The sequence below is a fragment of the Paracoccus hibiscisoli genome, from assembly GCF_005048265.1.
GTDB lineage: Bacteria > Pseudomonadota > Alphaproteobacteria > Rhodobacterales > Rhodobacteraceae > Paracoccus > Paracoccus hibiscisoli.
The window spans coordinates 126,733-142,402 of record NZ_SUNH01000007.1 but is presented as its reverse complement, the minus strand read 5'-3'; the positions used below and the strand labels follow the sequence as shown (position 1 = coordinate 142,402).

The 15,670-nt window shown below is 68.6% G+C and carries 15 protein-coding genes; 6 read left to right on the top strand and 9 right to left on the bottom strand.

What is annotated here, in order from left to right; genetic code table 11:
• Positions 1-10: 10 nt before the first annotated feature.
• Genes FA740_RS05845 through FA740_RS05825 form a run of 5 tightly spaced genes read left to right on the top strand, consistent with a single transcriptional unit; the run spans position 11 to position 6,422 of the window.
• A complete protein-coding gene (locus tag FA740_RS05845) occupies positions 11-1,822 on the top strand; it encodes a sodium:solute symporter family protein (protein WP_136855840.1) in 1,812 nt (603 codons plus the stop codon).
• Positions 1,823-1,881: 59 nt separating this feature from the next.
• Positions 1,882-3,693 (top strand): DUF294 nucleotidyltransferase-like domain-containing protein, encoded by a 1,812-nt coding sequence (locus tag FA740_RS05840; RefSeq protein ID WP_136855839.1) that lies wholly within the window; start codon positions 1,882-1,884, stop codon positions 3,691-3,693.
• Positions 3,690-4,193 (top strand): hypothetical protein, encoded by a 504-nt coding sequence (locus FA740_RS05835; protein ID WP_136855838.1) that lies wholly within the window; start codon positions 3,690-3,692, stop codon positions 4,191-4,193. Before FA740_RS05840 ends, FA740_RS05835 begins: the two co-directional genes overlap by 4 nt.
• Entirely contained in the window at positions 4,186-4,548 is a 363-nt protein-coding gene (locus tag FA740_RS05830) for a response regulator transcription factor (RefSeq protein ID WP_136855837.1), read from the top strand. The genes FA740_RS05835 and FA740_RS05830 overlap by 8 nt, the downstream gene beginning before the upstream one ends.
• Positions 4,548-6,422 (top strand): 3'-5' exonuclease, encoded by a 1,875-nt coding sequence (locus tag FA740_RS05825; protein ID WP_136855836.1) that lies wholly within the window; start codon positions 4,548-4,550, stop codon positions 6,420-6,422. The genes FA740_RS05830 and FA740_RS05825 overlap by 1 nt, the downstream gene beginning before the upstream one ends.
• On the opposite strand, the gene FA740_RS05820 is transcribed toward FA740_RS05825, so the two are convergent.
• The 5 genes from FA740_RS05820 to trpA form a co-directional block, all read right to left on the bottom strand.
• Positions 6,419-6,757, bottom strand: coding sequence for an AAA+ family ATPase (locus FA740_RS05820; RefSeq protein ID WP_136855835.1), 339 nt, complete (start codon positions 6,755-6,757; stop codon positions 6,419-6,421). The two genes, FA740_RS05825 and FA740_RS05820, sit on opposite strands and share 4 nt — an antisense overlap.
• A gap of 38 nt (positions 6,758-6,795) precedes the next feature.
• Positions 6,796-7,461, bottom strand: coding sequence for a molecular chaperone DjiA (locus FA740_RS05815; protein WP_246053482.1), 666 nt, complete (start codon positions 7,459-7,461; stop codon positions 6,796-6,798).
• A gap of 140 nt (positions 7,462-7,601) precedes the next feature.
• Positions 7,602-8,093 (bottom strand): GNAT family N-acetyltransferase, encoded by a 492-nt coding sequence (locus FA740_RS05810; protein WP_246053481.1) that lies wholly within the window; start codon positions 8,091-8,093, stop codon positions 7,602-7,604.
• Positions 8,090-8,650: a VOC family protein gene (locus FA740_RS05805; RefSeq protein ID WP_136855833.1), complete on the bottom strand. Its 561-nt coding sequence runs from the start codon at positions 8,648-8,650 to the stop codon at positions 8,090-8,092. Before FA740_RS05805 ends, FA740_RS05810 begins: the two co-directional genes overlap by 4 nt.
• Entirely contained in the window at positions 8,647-9,444 is a 798-nt protein-coding gene (trpA, locus tag FA740_RS05800; protein WP_136855832.1) for a tryptophan synthase subunit alpha, read from the bottom strand. The genes FA740_RS05805 and trpA overlap by 4 nt, the downstream gene beginning before the upstream one ends.
• A 143-nt stretch (positions 9,445-9,587) precedes the next feature.
• On the opposite strand from trpA, the gene ychF reads away from it, so the two are divergent.
• Positions 9,588-10,685, top strand: coding sequence for a redox-regulated ATPase YchF (gene ychF, locus FA740_RS05795; RefSeq protein ID WP_136855831.1), 1,098 nt, complete (start codon positions 9,588-9,590; stop codon positions 10,683-10,685).
• A 37-nt stretch (positions 10,686-10,722) separates the two neighbouring features.
• Here ychF and FA740_RS05790 read toward each other — a convergent pair whose 3' ends face one another.
• The 4 genes from FA740_RS05790 to FA740_RS05775 all read right to left on the bottom strand — a co-directional run bounded on the left by FA740_RS05790 (position 10,723) and on the right by FA740_RS05775 (position 15,540).
• Entirely contained in the window at positions 10,723-11,733 is a 1,011-nt protein-coding gene (locus tag FA740_RS05790) for a cytochrome d ubiquinol oxidase subunit II (RefSeq protein ID WP_136855906.1), read from the bottom strand.
• 6 nt (positions 11,734-11,739) lie between these two features.
• Positions 11,740-13,125, bottom strand: a complete 1,386-nt coding sequence (locus tag FA740_RS05785; protein ID WP_136855830.1) for a cytochrome ubiquinol oxidase subunit I — start codon at positions 13,123-13,125, stop codon at positions 11,740-11,742.
• Positions 13,126-13,141: 16 nt separating this feature from the next.
• Positions 13,142-13,696 (bottom strand): GbsR/MarR family transcriptional regulator, encoded by a 555-nt coding sequence (locus tag FA740_RS05780; protein WP_136855829.1) that lies wholly within the window; start codon positions 13,694-13,696, stop codon positions 13,142-13,144.
• A 155-nt stretch (positions 13,697-13,851) separates the two neighbouring features.
• Entirely contained in the window at positions 13,852-15,540 is a 1,689-nt protein-coding gene (locus tag FA740_RS05775) for a D-alanyl-D-alanine carboxypeptidase family protein (RefSeq protein ID WP_246053480.1), read from the bottom strand.
• Positions 15,541-15,670: the final 130 nt, after the last annotated feature.

Here is a 15,670-nt window from a genome sequence, read left to right as displayed (position 1 = left end):
GGAAACAGCCATGAGCCAGTTTACCCTGAACCTTCTGTTTATCACGGCGTCCTTCGCGCTGTATATCGGCATCGCCATCTATTGCCGGGCGAAATCCACCGCAGAATTCTACGCCGCCAACCGCGGCGTGGGTCCCGTCATGAACGGCATGGCGACCGCGGCCGACTGGATGTCGGCGGCGTCCTTCATCTCGATGGCGGGTCTGATCGCCTTCACGGGCTATGACAACTCGACCTACCTGATGGGCTGGACTGGCGGCTATGTGCTGCTGGCGCTGCTGCTGGCGCCCTATCTGCGCAAATTCGGCAAGTTCACCGTGCCGGAATTCATCGGCGACCGCTTCTATTCGCCGACCGCGCGCATCATCGGCGTGATCTGCCTGCTGATCGTCTCGATCACCTATGTGATCGGCCAGATGACCGGCGTGGGCGTCACCTTCTCGCGCTATCTGGAGGTGTCGAACTCGACCGGTCTGTGGATCGGCGCGGGCCTGGTGTTCTGCTATGCCGTTCTTGGCGGCATGAAGGGCATCACCTACACGCAGGTCGCCCAGTATGTCGTCCTGATCATCGCCTATACGATCCCGGCGATCTTCATCTCGCTGCAGCTGACCGGCAACTTCCTGCCGCAGCTGGGTCTGTTCGGCACGCATGACGCGTCGGGCGTGGCCTTCCTGGCGCAGCTGGACGGTCTGGTGACCGACCTGGGCTTCCGCCAGTATACCGAACACCACAACAGCACTTTGGACATGGTCCTGTTCACCATGGCGCTGATGATCGGCACCGCGGGTCTGCCGCATGTCATCATCCGCTTCTTCACCGTGCCCAAGGTGTCGGATGCCCGCAAATCGGCGGGCTGGGCGCTGGTCTTCATCGCGCTGCTGTACACGGTCGCCCCGGCGGTCGGTTCGATGGCGCGCTTCAACCTGACCGCGACCATGTGGCCGGGAGCCGAGCAGGGCGACACGTTCAGCATGCCTGCCGTCTCGCTGGCCGATATCGAGACCTCGCCGGATCTGGCGTGGATGCGCAACTGGCAGGTCACCGGCCTGCTGAACTGGGAAGACAAGAACGGCGACGGCCTGATCCAGTATTACAGCGAGGCGGGCGCGGCCAACGCACCCGTCGCCGCCGTGATCGAGGAGCAGGGCCTGGTGGGCAACGAGCTGACCACCGTGAACAACGACATCATGGTGCTGGCCAACCCCGAAATCGCCAATCTGCCGGGTTGGGTCATCGCCATCGTCGCCGCAGGCGGCCTGGCGGCGGCACTGTCCACCGCGGCGGGTCTGTTGCTGGCGATCTCGGGCGCCGTGTCCCACGACCTGATCAAGGGCACCTTGATGCCCAACATCAGCGAAAAGGGTGAACTGATGGCGGCGCGCATCTCGATGGCGGCGTCGATCCTGGTGGCCACGATCCTGGGCCTGAACCCGCCGGGCTTTGCGGCGCAGACCGTGGCGCTGGCCTTTGGCCTGGCGGCCAGCTCGATCTTCCCGGTGCTGATGATGGGGATCTTCTCCAGCCGCGTCGGCAAGGAAGGCGCCATTGCGGGCATGATCGCGGGCATGCTGTCCACGATCCTCTACATCTTCGCCTACAAGGGGATCTTCTTCGTGGCGGGCACCAACTTCCTGCCCGACACGCCCGATGCCTGGCTGTTCGGCATCTCGCCGGCCTCGTTCGGGACCATCGGCGCGCTGATCAACTTTGCCGTCGCCTTCGGCGTCTCGGCGATCAGCAAGCGGCCCCCGGCCCATGTGCAGGAGCTGGTCGAATCGATCCGCGTCCCGCGCGGTGCGGGCGGCGCGATCTCTCACTGACACCCTTGCCGCGTCCCCATCCGGGGGCGCGGCACCCCCTTTGCACAAGGTCAGCCCGGATGCCCGACGCCACCGTCGACTTCATCGCCACCGTGCATCCCTATGACAGCCTGAAGCGGGACGAGCTGGCGCGGGTCGCCGGTTCCTTCAGCCGCAGGTCCTTCGCCGCGGGCGACGTGATCTATGAATTCGGCGACCGCCTGCCGGGCCTGTATCTGATCGAGACCGGCCGCGTGGCCGTCACCGACCGCAACGGCGACAGCGTGTCCCAGCTGGGCCCCCGGAATTCCTTTGGCGAACGCGGGCTGTTGCGCGACGGGGTGGCCGTCACCTCGGCCCGCGTGATTGAGCCTGCGGTGATCCTGATGCTGCCCCGCGCCGAGGTGATCCGCCTGATCGCCGAACATCGCGCGGTGGGCCGGTTCTTCGACCGGGGCCGGGGCCCGGTCGATCGCGGCAGCGACCTCGCCCGCCTCAAGGTGGGAGAGCTGCTGTCAGGCAAGCCCGTCAGCTGTTCCCCCGACACCCCCATCATCGAGGCCGCCCGCCTGATGCGCGAGGCCCGCGTCAGCAGCCTGGGCATCACCGAAGGCACGCGCCTCATCGGGCTGGTCACCATCCGCGACATGTCGAACCGCGTCGTGGCCGAGGGGCGCGACATGCGCCAGCCGGTGTCCCAGGTGATGACGCCCGACCCGATCACGCTGGCGCCGCAGGCCCTGGGCTATGACGTGCTGAACGCCATGCTGGAGCGGCGCATCAGCCACCTGCCGGTGGTCGAGGATGGCCGTTTCGTCGGCATGGTCAGCCAGACCGACCTGACGCGGGTGCATGCCATATCTGCCGCCGGCCTGATCCGCGAGGTCGCCAAGGCCCGCGACGTGGGCCAGATGGCCGCCGTGACAGCCCGCATCCCCGAGCTGATGGTCCAGCTGGTGCAGGCCCGCCAGCGCCATGAGATTGTCACCCGCATGATCACCGACATCGCCGATGCGGTGACGCGCCGCCTGCTGGACCTGACCGCCGCCGATCTGGGTCCCGCGCCCGCGCCCTGGTGCTGGGCCGCCTGCGGCAGCCAGGGCCGGCAGGAGCAGACCGGCGTCAGCGATCAGGACAACTGCCTGATCCTGGGGCCGGGGGCGGACCCACGCGATCCGTGGTTCACGCGCCTGGCGCGGCGGGTCAGCGACGGGCTGAACGCCTGCGGCTATGTCCATTGCCCCGGCGACATGATGGCCACCAACCCGCGCTGGTGCCAGCCGGTCGAGGTCTGGCAGGACTATTTTGACGACTGGACCCGCCATCCCAGCCCCGAGGCGCAGATGCTGGCCTCGGTCATGTTCGACCTGCGCGCGATCGGGGGCGATGCGTCGCTGCTGGACGGATTGCAGACGGGGACGCTGGAGGCGGCCTCGAAGAATTCGATCTTTGTCGCGCATATGATTGGTAATTCATTAAAACATCGGCCTCCGCTTGGGTTGATCGGGGGCTTTGCCACGATCCGCCACGGAGAGCATCGCCACCATATCGACATGAAGCATAACGGCGTGGTCCCGGTGGCCGATCTGGCGCGGGTCTATGCGCTGCAGGGGCGGATCGCCGCCGTGAACACCCGCGCCCGGCTGGAGGATGCCGAGACGCGCGGCGTCATCTCGGCCACGGGGGCGCGCGATCTGATCGCGGCCTATGACCTGATCCAGACGGCGCGGCTGGAGAACCAGGCGCATCTGGTGCGCGCGGGGCGCAAGCCTGACAATTACCTCTCACCGGCGGATCTGTCGGATTTCGAACGCAGCCATCTGCGCGACGCCTTTGTCGTGGTGCGGGGCATGCAGTCGGCGGTGGGACATGGCAAGGGAATGCTGGGATGAGTGGGATCGGGGCCGATATTCTGGGGGTGATCGCGGTGGCGGTCGGCGCCTTTGCGGTGCTTTACGCGGGCATGCATGCGGCGCGCAAGGCGGGGCTGTCGCCGCCGCCCTGGCTGCTGACGGCGGGCATCGGCCTGTCGATGGTCAGCTATTCGGTGTGGAACGACTATGCCTGGTTCGACCGCGCCCGCGCCGCTTTGCCCGAGGGGGCGCAGGTGCTGGTCGTGGGCCGCGCCTCTCAGGTCTGGGCGCCCTGGACCTATCTGGCGCCGGTCGAGGTGCGCTTTGCCGCGCTGGACCCCGGCCAGATCACCGATGCCGCCGACGGCACCCGCAGCGCGCCGATCATGCTGGTCGAACGGCGCGGCCAGACCGTGATCGTGCCGCAGGATTTCGACTGTTCGGGTGCCCGCATCCGGCCCGCCCGCGGCGACTGGATGCCCGCAGGCGACGACGCCGCCTTTGCCACCGTTTGCCCCGCAGGAGGTTCCAATGGCTGACATCCTGGTGATCGAGGATGAGGACAACATCGCCACCGCGCTGGATTTTCTGCTGACGCGGGACGGCCACCGCCATGATCGCCTGGCCACCGGCAAGGGGGCCGTCGCCCGCATCCGCGACACCCGGCCCGACCTGGTGCTGCTGGACGTGATGCTGCCCGATGTCTCGGGCTATCAGATCGTGCAGGACGTGCGCGCCGACCCCGATCTGGCCGGGGTGCGGGTGCTGATGATGACCGCGCGCGGATCGGTCGTCGAACGCCGCAAGGGCCTGGCCCTGGGGGCCGACGGGTTCATCGCCAAGCCGTTCGAACTGGCCGAACTGCGGGCCGAGATGGCCCGGCTGCTGTCCTGATGCGCAGACGCGTCCTGGCGCTGTTCGCGGGCACGCTGGCGCTGGCGTTGGTGGTGGCGGGGCTGGCGCTGTGGCGGGCGGCGCAGGGGACCGACGGGCTGGTGCAGGCGGTGATGCTGCTGGGGTTCGGGCTGACCGGCCTGCTGACCGGGCTGTGGTTCCTGTTCGACCAGAATGTCGCCCGCCCCATCGAGACGCTGGCCGGTGCCCTTCGCACGGGCGGCGTGCCCGATCAGCAGCAGGCCCGCTATCTGGCCGATCTGGGGCCCGCCGCGCGCGACGCGGCGCTGGCCCGGCAGCGGTCCGATCACGCGCTGGCGCTGGCGCTGGACCGGCACGCGGCCGAGATTATGCGAGAAAAGGCCAGCCTCGAATCGATCCTGGCGGATTTCGGGGCGGGCGCGGTCATGGCCGATGCGCGCGGGCGGGTGGTGTTCTACAACGCCAGCGCGGCGCGGCTGCTGCCCGGGCTGGCGCTGGACCGCGATCTGGGCGGGCACCTGTCGCCCGGCGCGCTGATCGCCGCGCAGATGCGGCTGGCGGCGGGGGCGCAGGCGACCGACCTGTCGTGTCTGACAGCGCAGGGGGTGCGCCTGCAGGGCCGCCTGCGCCCGGTCGAGGGGGGGCTGCTGCTGATCCTGCGCGACCGCGCCGTCGAACGCCCCGCCCCCCGCGCGACGCTGGAGGCGCTGCGCCGCCATGCCGCGACCCTGGTGCCGATGCTGGACGCGCTGGACGGGCCGATCCCGCCGGCCCTGGCCGCAGCCATCCGGGCCGAGGGGCAGGGGCTTGCCCAGGCCACGCGCACCCTGTCCCAGATCCTGGCCACGGATGCGCCGGGCGACACGGCCACGCTGGCCGAACTGACCGCCGGCCTGACCTGGGCCGAGCCCCTGCTGCCGCTGGTCTTTCAGGCCGAGGCGGCGGGCCTGAACGCGCTGCTGTTGATGCTGGACGCGCAGGTGCGCGCCCTGGGCCATGTGCCGCGGATGGCGGTCCATCCCGATCAGCCGGGGCAGATGCGGCTGGCCCTGGAATGGACCGGCGCGCCGGTGCCCATCGGCCAGCTGGAGGGCTGGCTGGAGGAGGCGCCCGATCCCGGCCAGCCCGGCCTGACCGGGGCCGAGATCCTGGCGCGGCACGGCACCGGCCTCTGGCCGGAGGCCGAGGGGGCCACCGCGCGTCTGGTCATGCCGCTGCCCCTGGCGCAGGGGCATGCGGATGGCGTGGGCGTCACCTATGATTTCGCGTTGGCGGCGCGGGGGGCGGCGTCGTCGCGGCTGTCCGATCTGACCTGCGTGGTTTTCGACACCGAGACCACCGGGCTGGAGGATCGCGACCGCATCGTCCAGATCGCCGGCCTGCGCCTGGCGCGCGGCCGCCTGACCGGAGAGCGGTTCGAGACGCTGGTGAACCCCGGGCGGCCGATCCCGCCCGCTTCGACCGCGATCCACGGCATCACCGACGCGATGGTGGCGGATGCGCCCGATCTGACGGCGGCGCTGACCGCGTTCCGGCATTTCTGCGACGACAGCGTGCTGATCGCGCATAACGCGCCCTTCGACATGGGCTTTCTGCGCCGGGCCGAGGCCGAGACGGGGGCGCGGTTCGACAACCGCGTGCTGGACACGGTGGTTCTGTCCGCGATGGTCTGGGGCCAGTCCGAGGTGCATTCGCTGGACGCGCTGACCGAACGCCTTGGCATCGTGATCCCGCCCGAGGCCCGCCACACCGCCATGGGGGACACCATCGCCACCGCCGAGGCGTTCCTGCGCCTGATCCCCGCGCTGGAGGCCAAGGGCATCACCCGCTTTGAGGAGGCGCTGACCGAGGCCCGCCGCCATCGCCGCCTGATCGAGGATGCGAACCGCTAAAGCGCGATCTGGGGCTGGTCGGGGTCGGGCTGCAGCGTGTCGCCCAAGGGGGGCGGCGGGGGCGCGCCTTCGCGGCGGCGGATCAGGATGTCGCCGTTGGGCTGCCGTTCGGGGGCGTGGTAATGGCGAAGATCATCCACCTGGGCCGCCAGATCCTGCAGAACCGGTCCCATGCCGCGCAGGGCATCGGCCAGGGGCGCGGGCTCCTCTCCGCCGAACAGCTGGTCCATGATCGCGCCCAGACCGCGTTCGAAAAAGCCCGGCGGCTCGGCGTCCTGCGCCAAGGCAGGGCCGGAGATCAGCGCCAGTGTCAGGGCAAGGGGCAGATGTCTCATGCCCGCAAGATGGGCAGGGGCGGCCCGCCGCGCAAGGGTCAGGCCGCGCCCAGATGCAGATTGCGGCGATAGAGGTCGCGATAGCTTTCCCAGGCCTCGTTCAGGCGGCGGGTGCGGGCCTCGGCCAGGCGGATAGCCTCGGGGGGCAGGCCTCGGCCGATGGCCTGGTCGGGGTGGTTCTCGCGCACCAGCTGGCGCCAGCGGCGCTTGACCTCGGGGAGGGGGGTGTCGGGGGCCACGCCCAGAACCTCGCAGGGGGGGCAGCCCGCGCCGCTGTCATGGCGGCGCCGGATCGCGGCGATCTGCTCGGGCGCCAGCCCGAAGATGCGCCCGACCTCGTCCAGAAACTGGATTTCGGCCTCGTGCAGCGCGCCATCGGCGACGGCGATGACGAACAGCCCCTCCATCACGTCCAGCAGCACCGGGTCGCCCGGCTGGAACATCGACGCCATCTTGCGCGCCCAGGCATCGAAGCCCGCCACATCCTGACGCGCCAGGTCAAAGACGCGGGCGGCGTTCTTTTCCTCGGAGCGGGGGATGATGAACACCCGGCGAAAGGCCGCGACCTCGGACCGTTCGACGGTGCCGTCGACCTTGGCCAGCTTGGCGCCAAGCGCGATCACGGCGATGGTGAAGGCGACCGATCGTTCAGGGGGTGTGGCCGGACGATTGGTCCACAGAAAGGCCGTGATTCGGTCGGCCATGCGCTGCCAAAAGCTGCGCGGACGCGGCAGTTCGGGGCAGGGGCCGGTGCAGGTCTCGGGGGTGGTGCAGCAATTCATGGGCCAAGGTTAGCGCCGAAACACCCCAAGCGATAGGGGCGCAATGCCGCCCCCGCGCGCCCCTAGCACGAAAGATCGCGACCCATCAGCACAAGGTCGTGATACTGCCCGAATTTCCAGCCTGCCGCAGGAATGCGGCCCCATTCGCCGTAGCCCATCGCCCGGTGGAAGGCGATCGACCCTGTGTTCGACCCGGTGATGCCGCCGATCAGGATGCGGTGGCCGCGGTCGCGGGCGTGATCCTCCAGCCCGCGCAGCAGGGTCCGGCCCAACCCGCCGCCCCTGCGATCAGGGGCCAGATAGATGGTGTGTTCCTGGCTGCGGGCATAGCCCAGCCCACCCCGGAACTGGCTGTAGGTGCCAAAGCCCGCAATGCCGTCGGCCTCCAGCACCAGAAAGGCGTGACCTGTGGCCTGCCGGTCGGCAATTAAGGCCGCGATCTGGTCGTGGCTGCGTTCGGTGGGCCAGAAGGTGATCGTGGTGTCGCGCACGATGGGGTTCCAGATCGCGGCGATCAGGGGCACGTCGTCGGGCGTCGCATCGCGCAGGATCACAGCGTCACGTCTCCGGTGGGGGTGGTCAGGGTCAGGGTCATCGGCGTGCCGGCGCCGGTCAGCATCAGGCGGCGGTCGTCCAGCGCCAGCGCCTCCAGCGGCAGGGTCAGGCGCGACAGGCGCACGCCGCGATCAGGCAGGCGGTCCGAGGGGTGCGGCCCCTGGCCCCAATCGATCCGCATGGGCTGCGCGCCGCCGCGCGGCATCTGGCCCGCATCGGGCAGGGTGATGGTCCAGGCCAGATCGCCGCGCCGGGCCTGGGCGATCTGCGTGCCGGGCGGCGCGGTCAGCGGCGACATGCGCGCCACCCAGCCCGCGACGCAAGGCGGCCCATCGAACCCGTCCAGGCCGAACCAGCGGGGCGGGCCGTCCTGATCGGGGTCGCGGGCGATCAGCTCCAGATATTCGCCCGGTCCCAGGGACAGCAGCATGTTCTGCGTGCCCAGGCCCGGATGGCGGCCGCCGGGTTCCGGGTGCAGGCCCCGGGCGCGCAGCCATGCGGCCCCTTCCGCAAGGGTGCGGGCGGCGATGGCAACGTGGTCGAAGGTCAGCGTCACCCGCGATGGGCCCCCGCGGCCAGGGCGCGGACAAAATCCAGGATCTCGGGGACGGGGCGGCCCTCGCCGATCTGCTTGACGATGGCGCTGCCCACCACGACGCCATCCGCGACCGAGGCGATCTGCTGCGCGGCCTCGGGGGTCGAGATGCCGAAGCCCACCACCACCGGCAGGCCCGCGCCCGCGCGGATGCGCGCGACCTCGGGGGCGACGTCGGCGGCGTTGGCTGCGGCGCCGCCGGTGATGCCCGTCACGCTGACGTAATAGACAAAGCCCGAGGTGTTCTTGATCACCGCGGGCAGGCGCTTGTCATCGGTCGTGGGGGTCGCCAGGCGGATGAAGTTCAGGCCCGCGGCGCTGGCGGGAATGCACAGCTCGCTGTCCTCCTCGGGGGGCAGGTCGACGACGATCAGGCCGTCCACGCCCGCCTCGACCGCGTCGGTCAGGAACTGGGTCACGCCGCCGGGCCGCGCATAGATCGGGTTGTAATAGCCCATCAGAACGACCGGCGTGGTCGTGTCCTCGCGCCGGAACGCGCGCAGCATGTCCAGCGTGCGGCTGACGCTGCCGCCATTGGCCAGGGCGCGCTGGCCCGCCGCCTGGATGGTGCCGCCATCGGCCATCGGGTCGGTGAAGGGCATGCCCAGCTCGATGATGTCCACGCCCGCCTCGGGCAGGCCGCGCATGATCTGCAGCGCGGTGGCGTCATCGGGGTCCGAGGCCATCATATAGGCCACGAAGGCCTTTTTGCCCTGCGCCTTGAGTGCCGCAAACCTGTCGTCGATTCTGGTCATGTCATCCCCGCCTTTTCTGGCCCCGCAGTCTTTGCGCCAATCCCTAGCCCGCATGGGCCCTGGGCGCAATCGGGCCAAGGCTGGACTTGGCCGCGCGGGGCGCGTAACAGGCGCGGGATATTCAGACGGGAAAGGGTGCTGTCATGGGCTTTCGCATGGGGATCGTGGGCTTGCCGAACGTGGGCAAGTCGACGCTGTTCAACGCATTGACGAAAACCGCCGCCGCACAGGCCGCGAATTTCCCGTTCTGCACCATCGAGCCCAATGTGGGCGAGGTCGCGGTCCCCGATCCGCGCCTGGACACCCTGGCCCAGATCGCGGGCAGCAAGCAGATCATCCCGACGCGCATCACCTTCGTGGACATCGCGGGCTTGGTGAAGGGCGCCTCCAAGGGCGAGGGGCTGGGCAACCAGTTCCTGGCCACGATCCGCGAGGTGGACGCCATCGCCCATGTCCTGCGCTGTTTCGAGGATGGCGACATCACGCATGTCGAGGGCCGCGTCGACCCGCTGGCGGATGCCGAGGTGATCGAGACCGAGCTTATGATTTCCGACATGGAATCGATCGAGCGTCGTCTGGCCAACCTGTCGCGCAAGCTGAAGGGCGGCGACAAGGACGCGGCCGATCAGCAGCGCCTGTTGCAGCAGGCGCTGGCCGTGCTGAACGAGGGCCGCCCCGCGCGCACCATCGCCGTGTCGGATGACGACCGCCGCGCATGGGACATGCTGCAGCTGCTGACCGCGAAACCGGTGCTGTTCGTCTGCAACGTGGCCGAGGACGAGGCCGCCAACGGCAACGCCCTGTCCGAGAAGGTCCGTGAGATGGCCGAGGCGCAGGGCGCGGGCCATGTCGTGATCTCGGCCCGGATCGAGGAGGAGATCAGCCAGCTGGACGCCGAGGAGGCGCAGATGTTCCTGGGCGAGATGGGGCTGGAGGAGCCGGGCCTGGACCGGCTGATCCGAGCAGGATACACCCTGCTGGGCCTGCAGACCTATTTCACCGTCGGCCCCAAGGAGGCGCGCGCCTGGACCATCACCAAGGGCACGCTGGCCCCGCAGGCGGCGGGCGTGATCCATGGCGATTTCGAAAAGGGCTTCATCCGGTCGGAAACCATCGCTTATGACGATTACGTCGCGGGCAAGGGAGAGGCCGGGGCGCGCGAGGCGGGCAAGCTGCGCGTCGAGGGCAAGACCTATGAGGTCAAGGACGGCGACGTCCTGCATTTCCTGTTCAGCGGCTAATATCGGAAAGGCGGGCCCCGGGGCCCGCCTTTTTCGTTCAGTAATAGGTCAGTTCGGTCGCCTTGCCGCGGAACACCGTATAGGCAAGGATCGAATAGGCGATGATGATCGGCAGCACGACCATCGTGCCCACCAGGATGATGATCAGGCTTTCGGGGGCCGCAGCCGATTCATAGATCGTCATCTGCTCGGGGACCACATAGGGGTAGAAGCTGTAGGCCAGCCCGCCAAACGCCATCACGAACAGTGCCGAGGCCATCCAGAACGGCGCCCAGGCCAGCCGGTCGCCATCCAGCGGCAACCGGTGCAGCACCCGCCACAGCGTCAGCACCAGCACCGCCGAAAGGATCGGCAGCGGCGCCAGCCAGACGATCTCGGGCCAGCTGAACCACTTGCCCCAGATCCGCGCGCTGACCAGCGGAGAGGCCGCCGAGATGGCCACGATGCCCGCGATCAGCCCCCAGATGCCGCGCCGCGCCCAGAGGATCGCCTTGGCCTGCAGCGCGCCTTCGGTCTTGCCGATCAGCCAGACCGCGCCGATGAAGCTGAAGCCCACCGTCAGGAACACTGCCGTCAGCGTCGCAAAGGCGATGTTCGCCCAGGTGAACTGCAGCCCGGTGATGTACATCCCCAGCATGAAGCCCTGCGACAGGGTCGAGGCCAGGCTGCCGCCAAAGAACGCCTTGTTCCAGGCGCCGCGATGGCGCGTGGGGGCCTTGACGCGGAACTCGAACGCGACGCCGCGCAGGATCAGGCCGACCAGCATCACCGCCACCGGCAGGTACAAAGCGGTCAGGATCACCCCATGCGCCACCGGGAAGGCCACCAGCAGGATGCCGATCGCCAGCACCAGCCAGGTCTCGTTCGCGTCCCAGAAGGGGCCGATCGAGGCGACCATGCGGTCGCGCTCGGTCGGTGTTGCAAAGGGGAACAGCAGCCCCACGCCCAGGTCGAACCCGTCCAGGATCACATAGACCAGGATCGCGGTGCCCATCAGGCCGGCAAAGACAAAGGGCAGCCAGACGGCGGGGTCTCCGAACAGGTCCATCATCGCTTACTCTCCGGGCTGCAGGACGCGGATGCCCGCATCGGGTTTCGGGACATCGGGGGTCAGCGGGTCGTGGCGGGCGGCCTTGCGCGCCAGATAGGTGAGCGTGCCCAGATAGGCGGTCATCAGACCCGCATAGACCAGCAGATAGGCCGCAAGCGTCGAGGCGACCATGCCGCCCGTCACCGAACCGACGGCCTCCCTGGTGGTCAGCACGCCGGTGACCAGCCAGGGCTGGCGCCCGATCTCGGTCACGTACCAACCGGCCAGGGTCGCGATCCAGCCCGAAAAGGCCATGCCGACGAAGGCATAGATCCACGGACGGGGCAGCCCCTCGACACCGCGGCCGCGGCGCATCAGCCACACAGACGACCAGGACAGCGCCAGCATCGCAAAGCCCAGGCCCACCATCACGCGGAAGGCGTAGAAGACCGGCGCCACGGGCGGGTGTTCGATCGTGCCGTCCTCGGCCACAAAATCGTTCAGGCCGGGCACCTCGCCGTCGAAGCTGTGCGTCAGGATCAGCGAGGCGACACTGGGGATGGCGATCTCCATCCGGTTCTCGCGCGCCTCTTGGTCGGGGATCGCGAACAGCACCAGCGGGACGTTGCCCTGGGTCTCCCAGTTGCCTTCCATCGCGGCGACCTTGGCTGGCTGATGCTCCAGCGTGTTCAGGCCGTGCATGTCGCCGGCATAGATCTGGATCGGGATCAGGATCGCGCCAAGTGTCGCGCCGAAGCGCAGCGTCGCGCGGACCTCGTCGCTGCGGTCGCCCCACAGCCAGCGCATGGCCGAGAAACCGGCGATCAGGAAGGACACCGTCAGACCCGAGGCCAGCAGCATATGCGCCAGCCGGTAAGGCATCGACGGGTTGAAGACGATGGCGAACCAGTCGGTCGCATGGACGACGCCGTCGCGCAGCTCATACCCCGCGGGGGTGTGCATCCAGCTGTTCAGGACCAGGATCCAGAAGGCCGACAGGGTGGTGCCAAAGGCCACCAGCGCCGTCGCCGTCGTGTGCAGCCAGCCGGGCACGCGGCGAAACCCGAACAGCATGATGCCCAGGAACGCGGCCTCGAGGAAGAAGGCCGTCAGGATCTCATAGGCCAGCAGCGGTCCCGCGACATTGCCCACGGCCTCCATGAAGCCGGGCCAGTTGGTGCCGAACTGGAACGACATGGTGATGCCGGACACGACGCCAAGCGCAAAGGACAGGGCGAACACCTTCACCCAGAAGCGATAGGCGTCCATCCATTTCTCGGCGCCGGTGGCGTTGAAGCGCAGCTTGAAGAACAGCAGCACCCAGCCAAGCGCGATGGTGATGGTCGGAAACAGGATGTGGAACGAGATGTTCGCGGCGAACTGAATCCGTGACAGGATCAGCGGGTCCATCTGAGGGCCTTTCTGTTCAGGATTTGGTGCGGCGTATCGGGATCAGCTTGCCCGCGCCGTCGACCAGGCGACCGATCCGGGCACCCATGTTCAACAGGGCGACCAGGCGCTCGGTCTCGAACCGGGCCAGGTCGTCGTGAAAGGCGGTCATCTGCTCGATCAGCTGGCGCAGCTCGGCGATGCGGGCATGCGCTGCGCGGTCCGCCGGGTCGGGTTCGGTCATCGACAGCTCGCGCAGCTTGGTCAGCGTGGGGTCGATCTCGCGCTTTTTGCGTTCCGCGATGAGGCAGCGGACGATCTCCCACAGGTCGTCGGGCGTGGTGAAGAATTCGCGCCGGTCGTCGGGCCGGTGGCGCAGGCGGACCAGGTTCCAGCTCTGCAGCTCCTTGAGGGCCATCGACACGTTCGACCGCGAGAACCCCAGGGCGCCCACGATGTCATCGGCGCAGAGCGGGTCATCGGCCAGAAACAGCAGGGCATAGACCTGGCCCACGGTGCGGTTGATCCCCCACCGCGAGCCCATCTCGCCAAAATGCAGGATGAAATCCTGGCGCAGTGCAGAGATCGGCATTCGCGTCTTCCCGTCATTTCAGAAATTACTGAAACAAAAATAGGGAAAAGCGCGCCGGACCCAACCGGGCGGGTTGTCGCACCTTAGTCCTTGCGGGACATGCAAAAAACCCCCGCCGGTGGGCGGGGGTCAAGGTCGGTGCCGATGGGAGGCGATCAGTTCGCGATGACGGAACAGGGCTGAGACCGGCTGCCCATGCGTTCGCAGGCCAGCTGGGCATGCCCCTTGCTGAGGTTCACAAAGCGCGGCTCGAACCCGCGATTGGTGTTGGCGACATGGCGGCGGGCCGCGCCGAACAGGTTGCCGTCCTGCAGAGCCAGGCTGAGCAGCAGCCGGTCCGCCTCGGCTTGCGTGGTATAGAGGCCCAGAGACACACCCCAGTTCCGACCGCTGTCGGTGGGCCTGCGCACGACCTCCAGCGCCTCGGGGTTGCCCAGATCGCCTTCGCCCATGGCGGCCAGAATCACGGTTTCCGACCGGGGCCGGGGCGCGGCCGAACTGTTCAGCGACAGCGCGCCTTCGGTTGCGGTCGGTGTGGGTTCGGGGGCTGCGGCAGGCGCCTCAGGCTGGGCCACGGCGGCGATGCTGGCACTGCGCCGCGGCGAGGGTGCGGGACGGGCCGAGGCCGCCAGCACCGGGGCCGCCAGGCTGGCCGAGGCCGCCGGGGCCGCGTCGGAGGCGACCGCCGTCGCGATGGCCTGAGCGATCTGATCGGCCTGATCGGGCGCGGGCGCGGCGCTGCCCGGTCTGCTGCGGGGCCGCGCGCTGCGCGCCAGGGCCACGCCGGGCGGCACGGGGGCGGTCGCGGTGGCGCCCGCTTGGCGCAGGGCCTCGGTCAGATCGACGGGGGGCGTTGCGGCGGCGACCAGGCTGGAGGCCTGGGCCGGGCGCGTCGATGGCGGCGGAGAGGCCTGCAGCACCATCCGCTGCGGCTCGGCCTGGGTGGCGGCGGGGCTGGCGGGCACTTGGGCGCGCCGGGTCGTGGCCTGGACCAGCATGCGCGGGCGCTGCGGCTTGACCTCGCGGACGCGGTCCGGGATGCGGGTGAAGCTGCTGTCCAGCAGTTCGGTCATGACCTGGTTGCGATGCGCGGTCGAGGTGCCGCCAAAGACGGTCGCGATCAGGCGGCGGTTGCCGCGCTGTGCCGAGGCCGTCAGGTTGAAGCCCGCCGCCCGCGTATATCCGGTCTTGATCCCGTCGGCGCCCGAATAGGCATCCAGGAAACGACGGTTGGTCGAGGCGACCTGCGCGATCCCCGCATCGGCCGAGCGGCGCGAGAACAGGTTGTAATACTGGGGAAAATCGTAGAACAGGTGCCGCCCCAGGATGCTCATGTCATGCGCGGTGGAAAAATGCCCCTCGCGGGTCAGGCCGTGGGCGTTGCGGAACTGGGTGTTGTTCATGCCCAGGGCGCGCGCCATCTGCGTCATCTGCTGGGTGAACGCCTCCTCGGAGCCAGCCAGCCCCTCGCCGATGGCGGTGGCGGCATCGTTGGCGGACTTGATCGCCGCCGCACGCAGAAGATAGCGCAGCTCGATCTGCTGTCCGGCCCGCAGTCCCAGCTTGGAGGGGGGCTCGTTCGCGGCCTTGGTGGAGATGGTGAAGCGCGAATCCAACCGGACGCGACCGCTTTCGATGGCATGGAACGCCATGTAGAGGGTCATCATCTTGGTCAACGACGCCGGATGCAGCCGCGTGTCGGCGTTCTGTCGATAGATGGGCTGGCCCGTGCGGGCATCCATGACATAGGCCGCAAAGGGCGCCGCCGCAGCCGGCATGGCCAGCAGGGTCATCGCCAGAACGGCATGACGGATCAGCCGGAAGGCTTTGGGAAATCGGATCACTGTCGCTGTCTCTCTGCCTCAAGCGGGCGCGTCATTTGTCGCACACCCGTCGTTAATCAACCTATAATAGCACGGGTGTTTTATCCATGAAACCGGGCATTCCAGTTAATTTTGTCTGCCGTTTCGACAC

What these genes read in the sequence shown, in the direction of transcription:
- FA740_RS05845 (WP_136855840.1), top strand. Translation starts at nt 11, where the DNA reads ATGAGCCAGTTTACCCTGAACCTTCTGTTTATCACGGCGTCCTTCGCG.
- FA740_RS05840 (WP_136855839.1), top strand. Translation starts at nt 1,882, where the DNA reads ATGCCCGACGCCACCGTCGACTTCATCGCCACCGTGCATCCCTATGAC.
- FA740_RS05835 (WP_136855838.1), top strand. Translation starts at nt 3,690, where the DNA reads ATGAGTGGGATCGGGGCCGATATTCTGGGGGTGATCGCGGTGGCGGTC.
- FA740_RS05830 (WP_136855837.1), top strand. Translation starts at nt 4,186, where the DNA reads ATGGCTGACATCCTGGTGATCGAGGATGAGGACAACATCGCCACCGCG.
- FA740_RS05825 (WP_136855836.1), top strand. Translation starts at nt 4,548, where the DNA reads ATGCGCAGACGCGTCCTGGCGCTGTTCGCGGGCACGCTGGCGCTGGCG.
- FA740_RS05820 (WP_136855835.1), bottom strand. Translation starts at nt 6,757, where the DNA reads ATGAGACATCTGCCCCTTGCCCTGACACTGGCGCTGATCTCCGGCCCT.
- FA740_RS05815 (WP_246053482.1), bottom strand. Translation starts at nt 7,461, where the DNA reads ATGGCCGACCGAATCACGGCCTTTCTGTGGACCAATCGTCCGGCCACA.
- trpA (WP_136855832.1), bottom strand. Translation starts at nt 9,444, where the DNA reads ATGACCAGAATCGACGACAGGTTTGCGGCACTCAAGGCGCAGGGCAAA.
- ychF (WP_136855831.1), top strand. Translation starts at nt 9,588, where the DNA reads ATGGGCTTTCGCATGGGGATCGTGGGCTTGCCGAACGTGGGCAAGTCG.
- FA740_RS05790 (WP_136855906.1), bottom strand. Translation starts at nt 11,733, where the DNA reads ATGGACCTGTTCGGAGACCCCGCCGTCTGGCTGCCCTTTGTCTTTGCC.
- FA740_RS05785 (WP_136855830.1), bottom strand. Translation starts at nt 13,125, where the DNA reads ATGGACCCGCTGATCCTGTCACGGATTCAGTTCGCCGCGAACATCTCG.
- FA740_RS05780 (WP_136855829.1), bottom strand. Translation starts at nt 13,696, where the DNA reads ATGCCGATCTCTGCACTGCGCCAGGATTTCATCCTGCATTTTGGCGAG.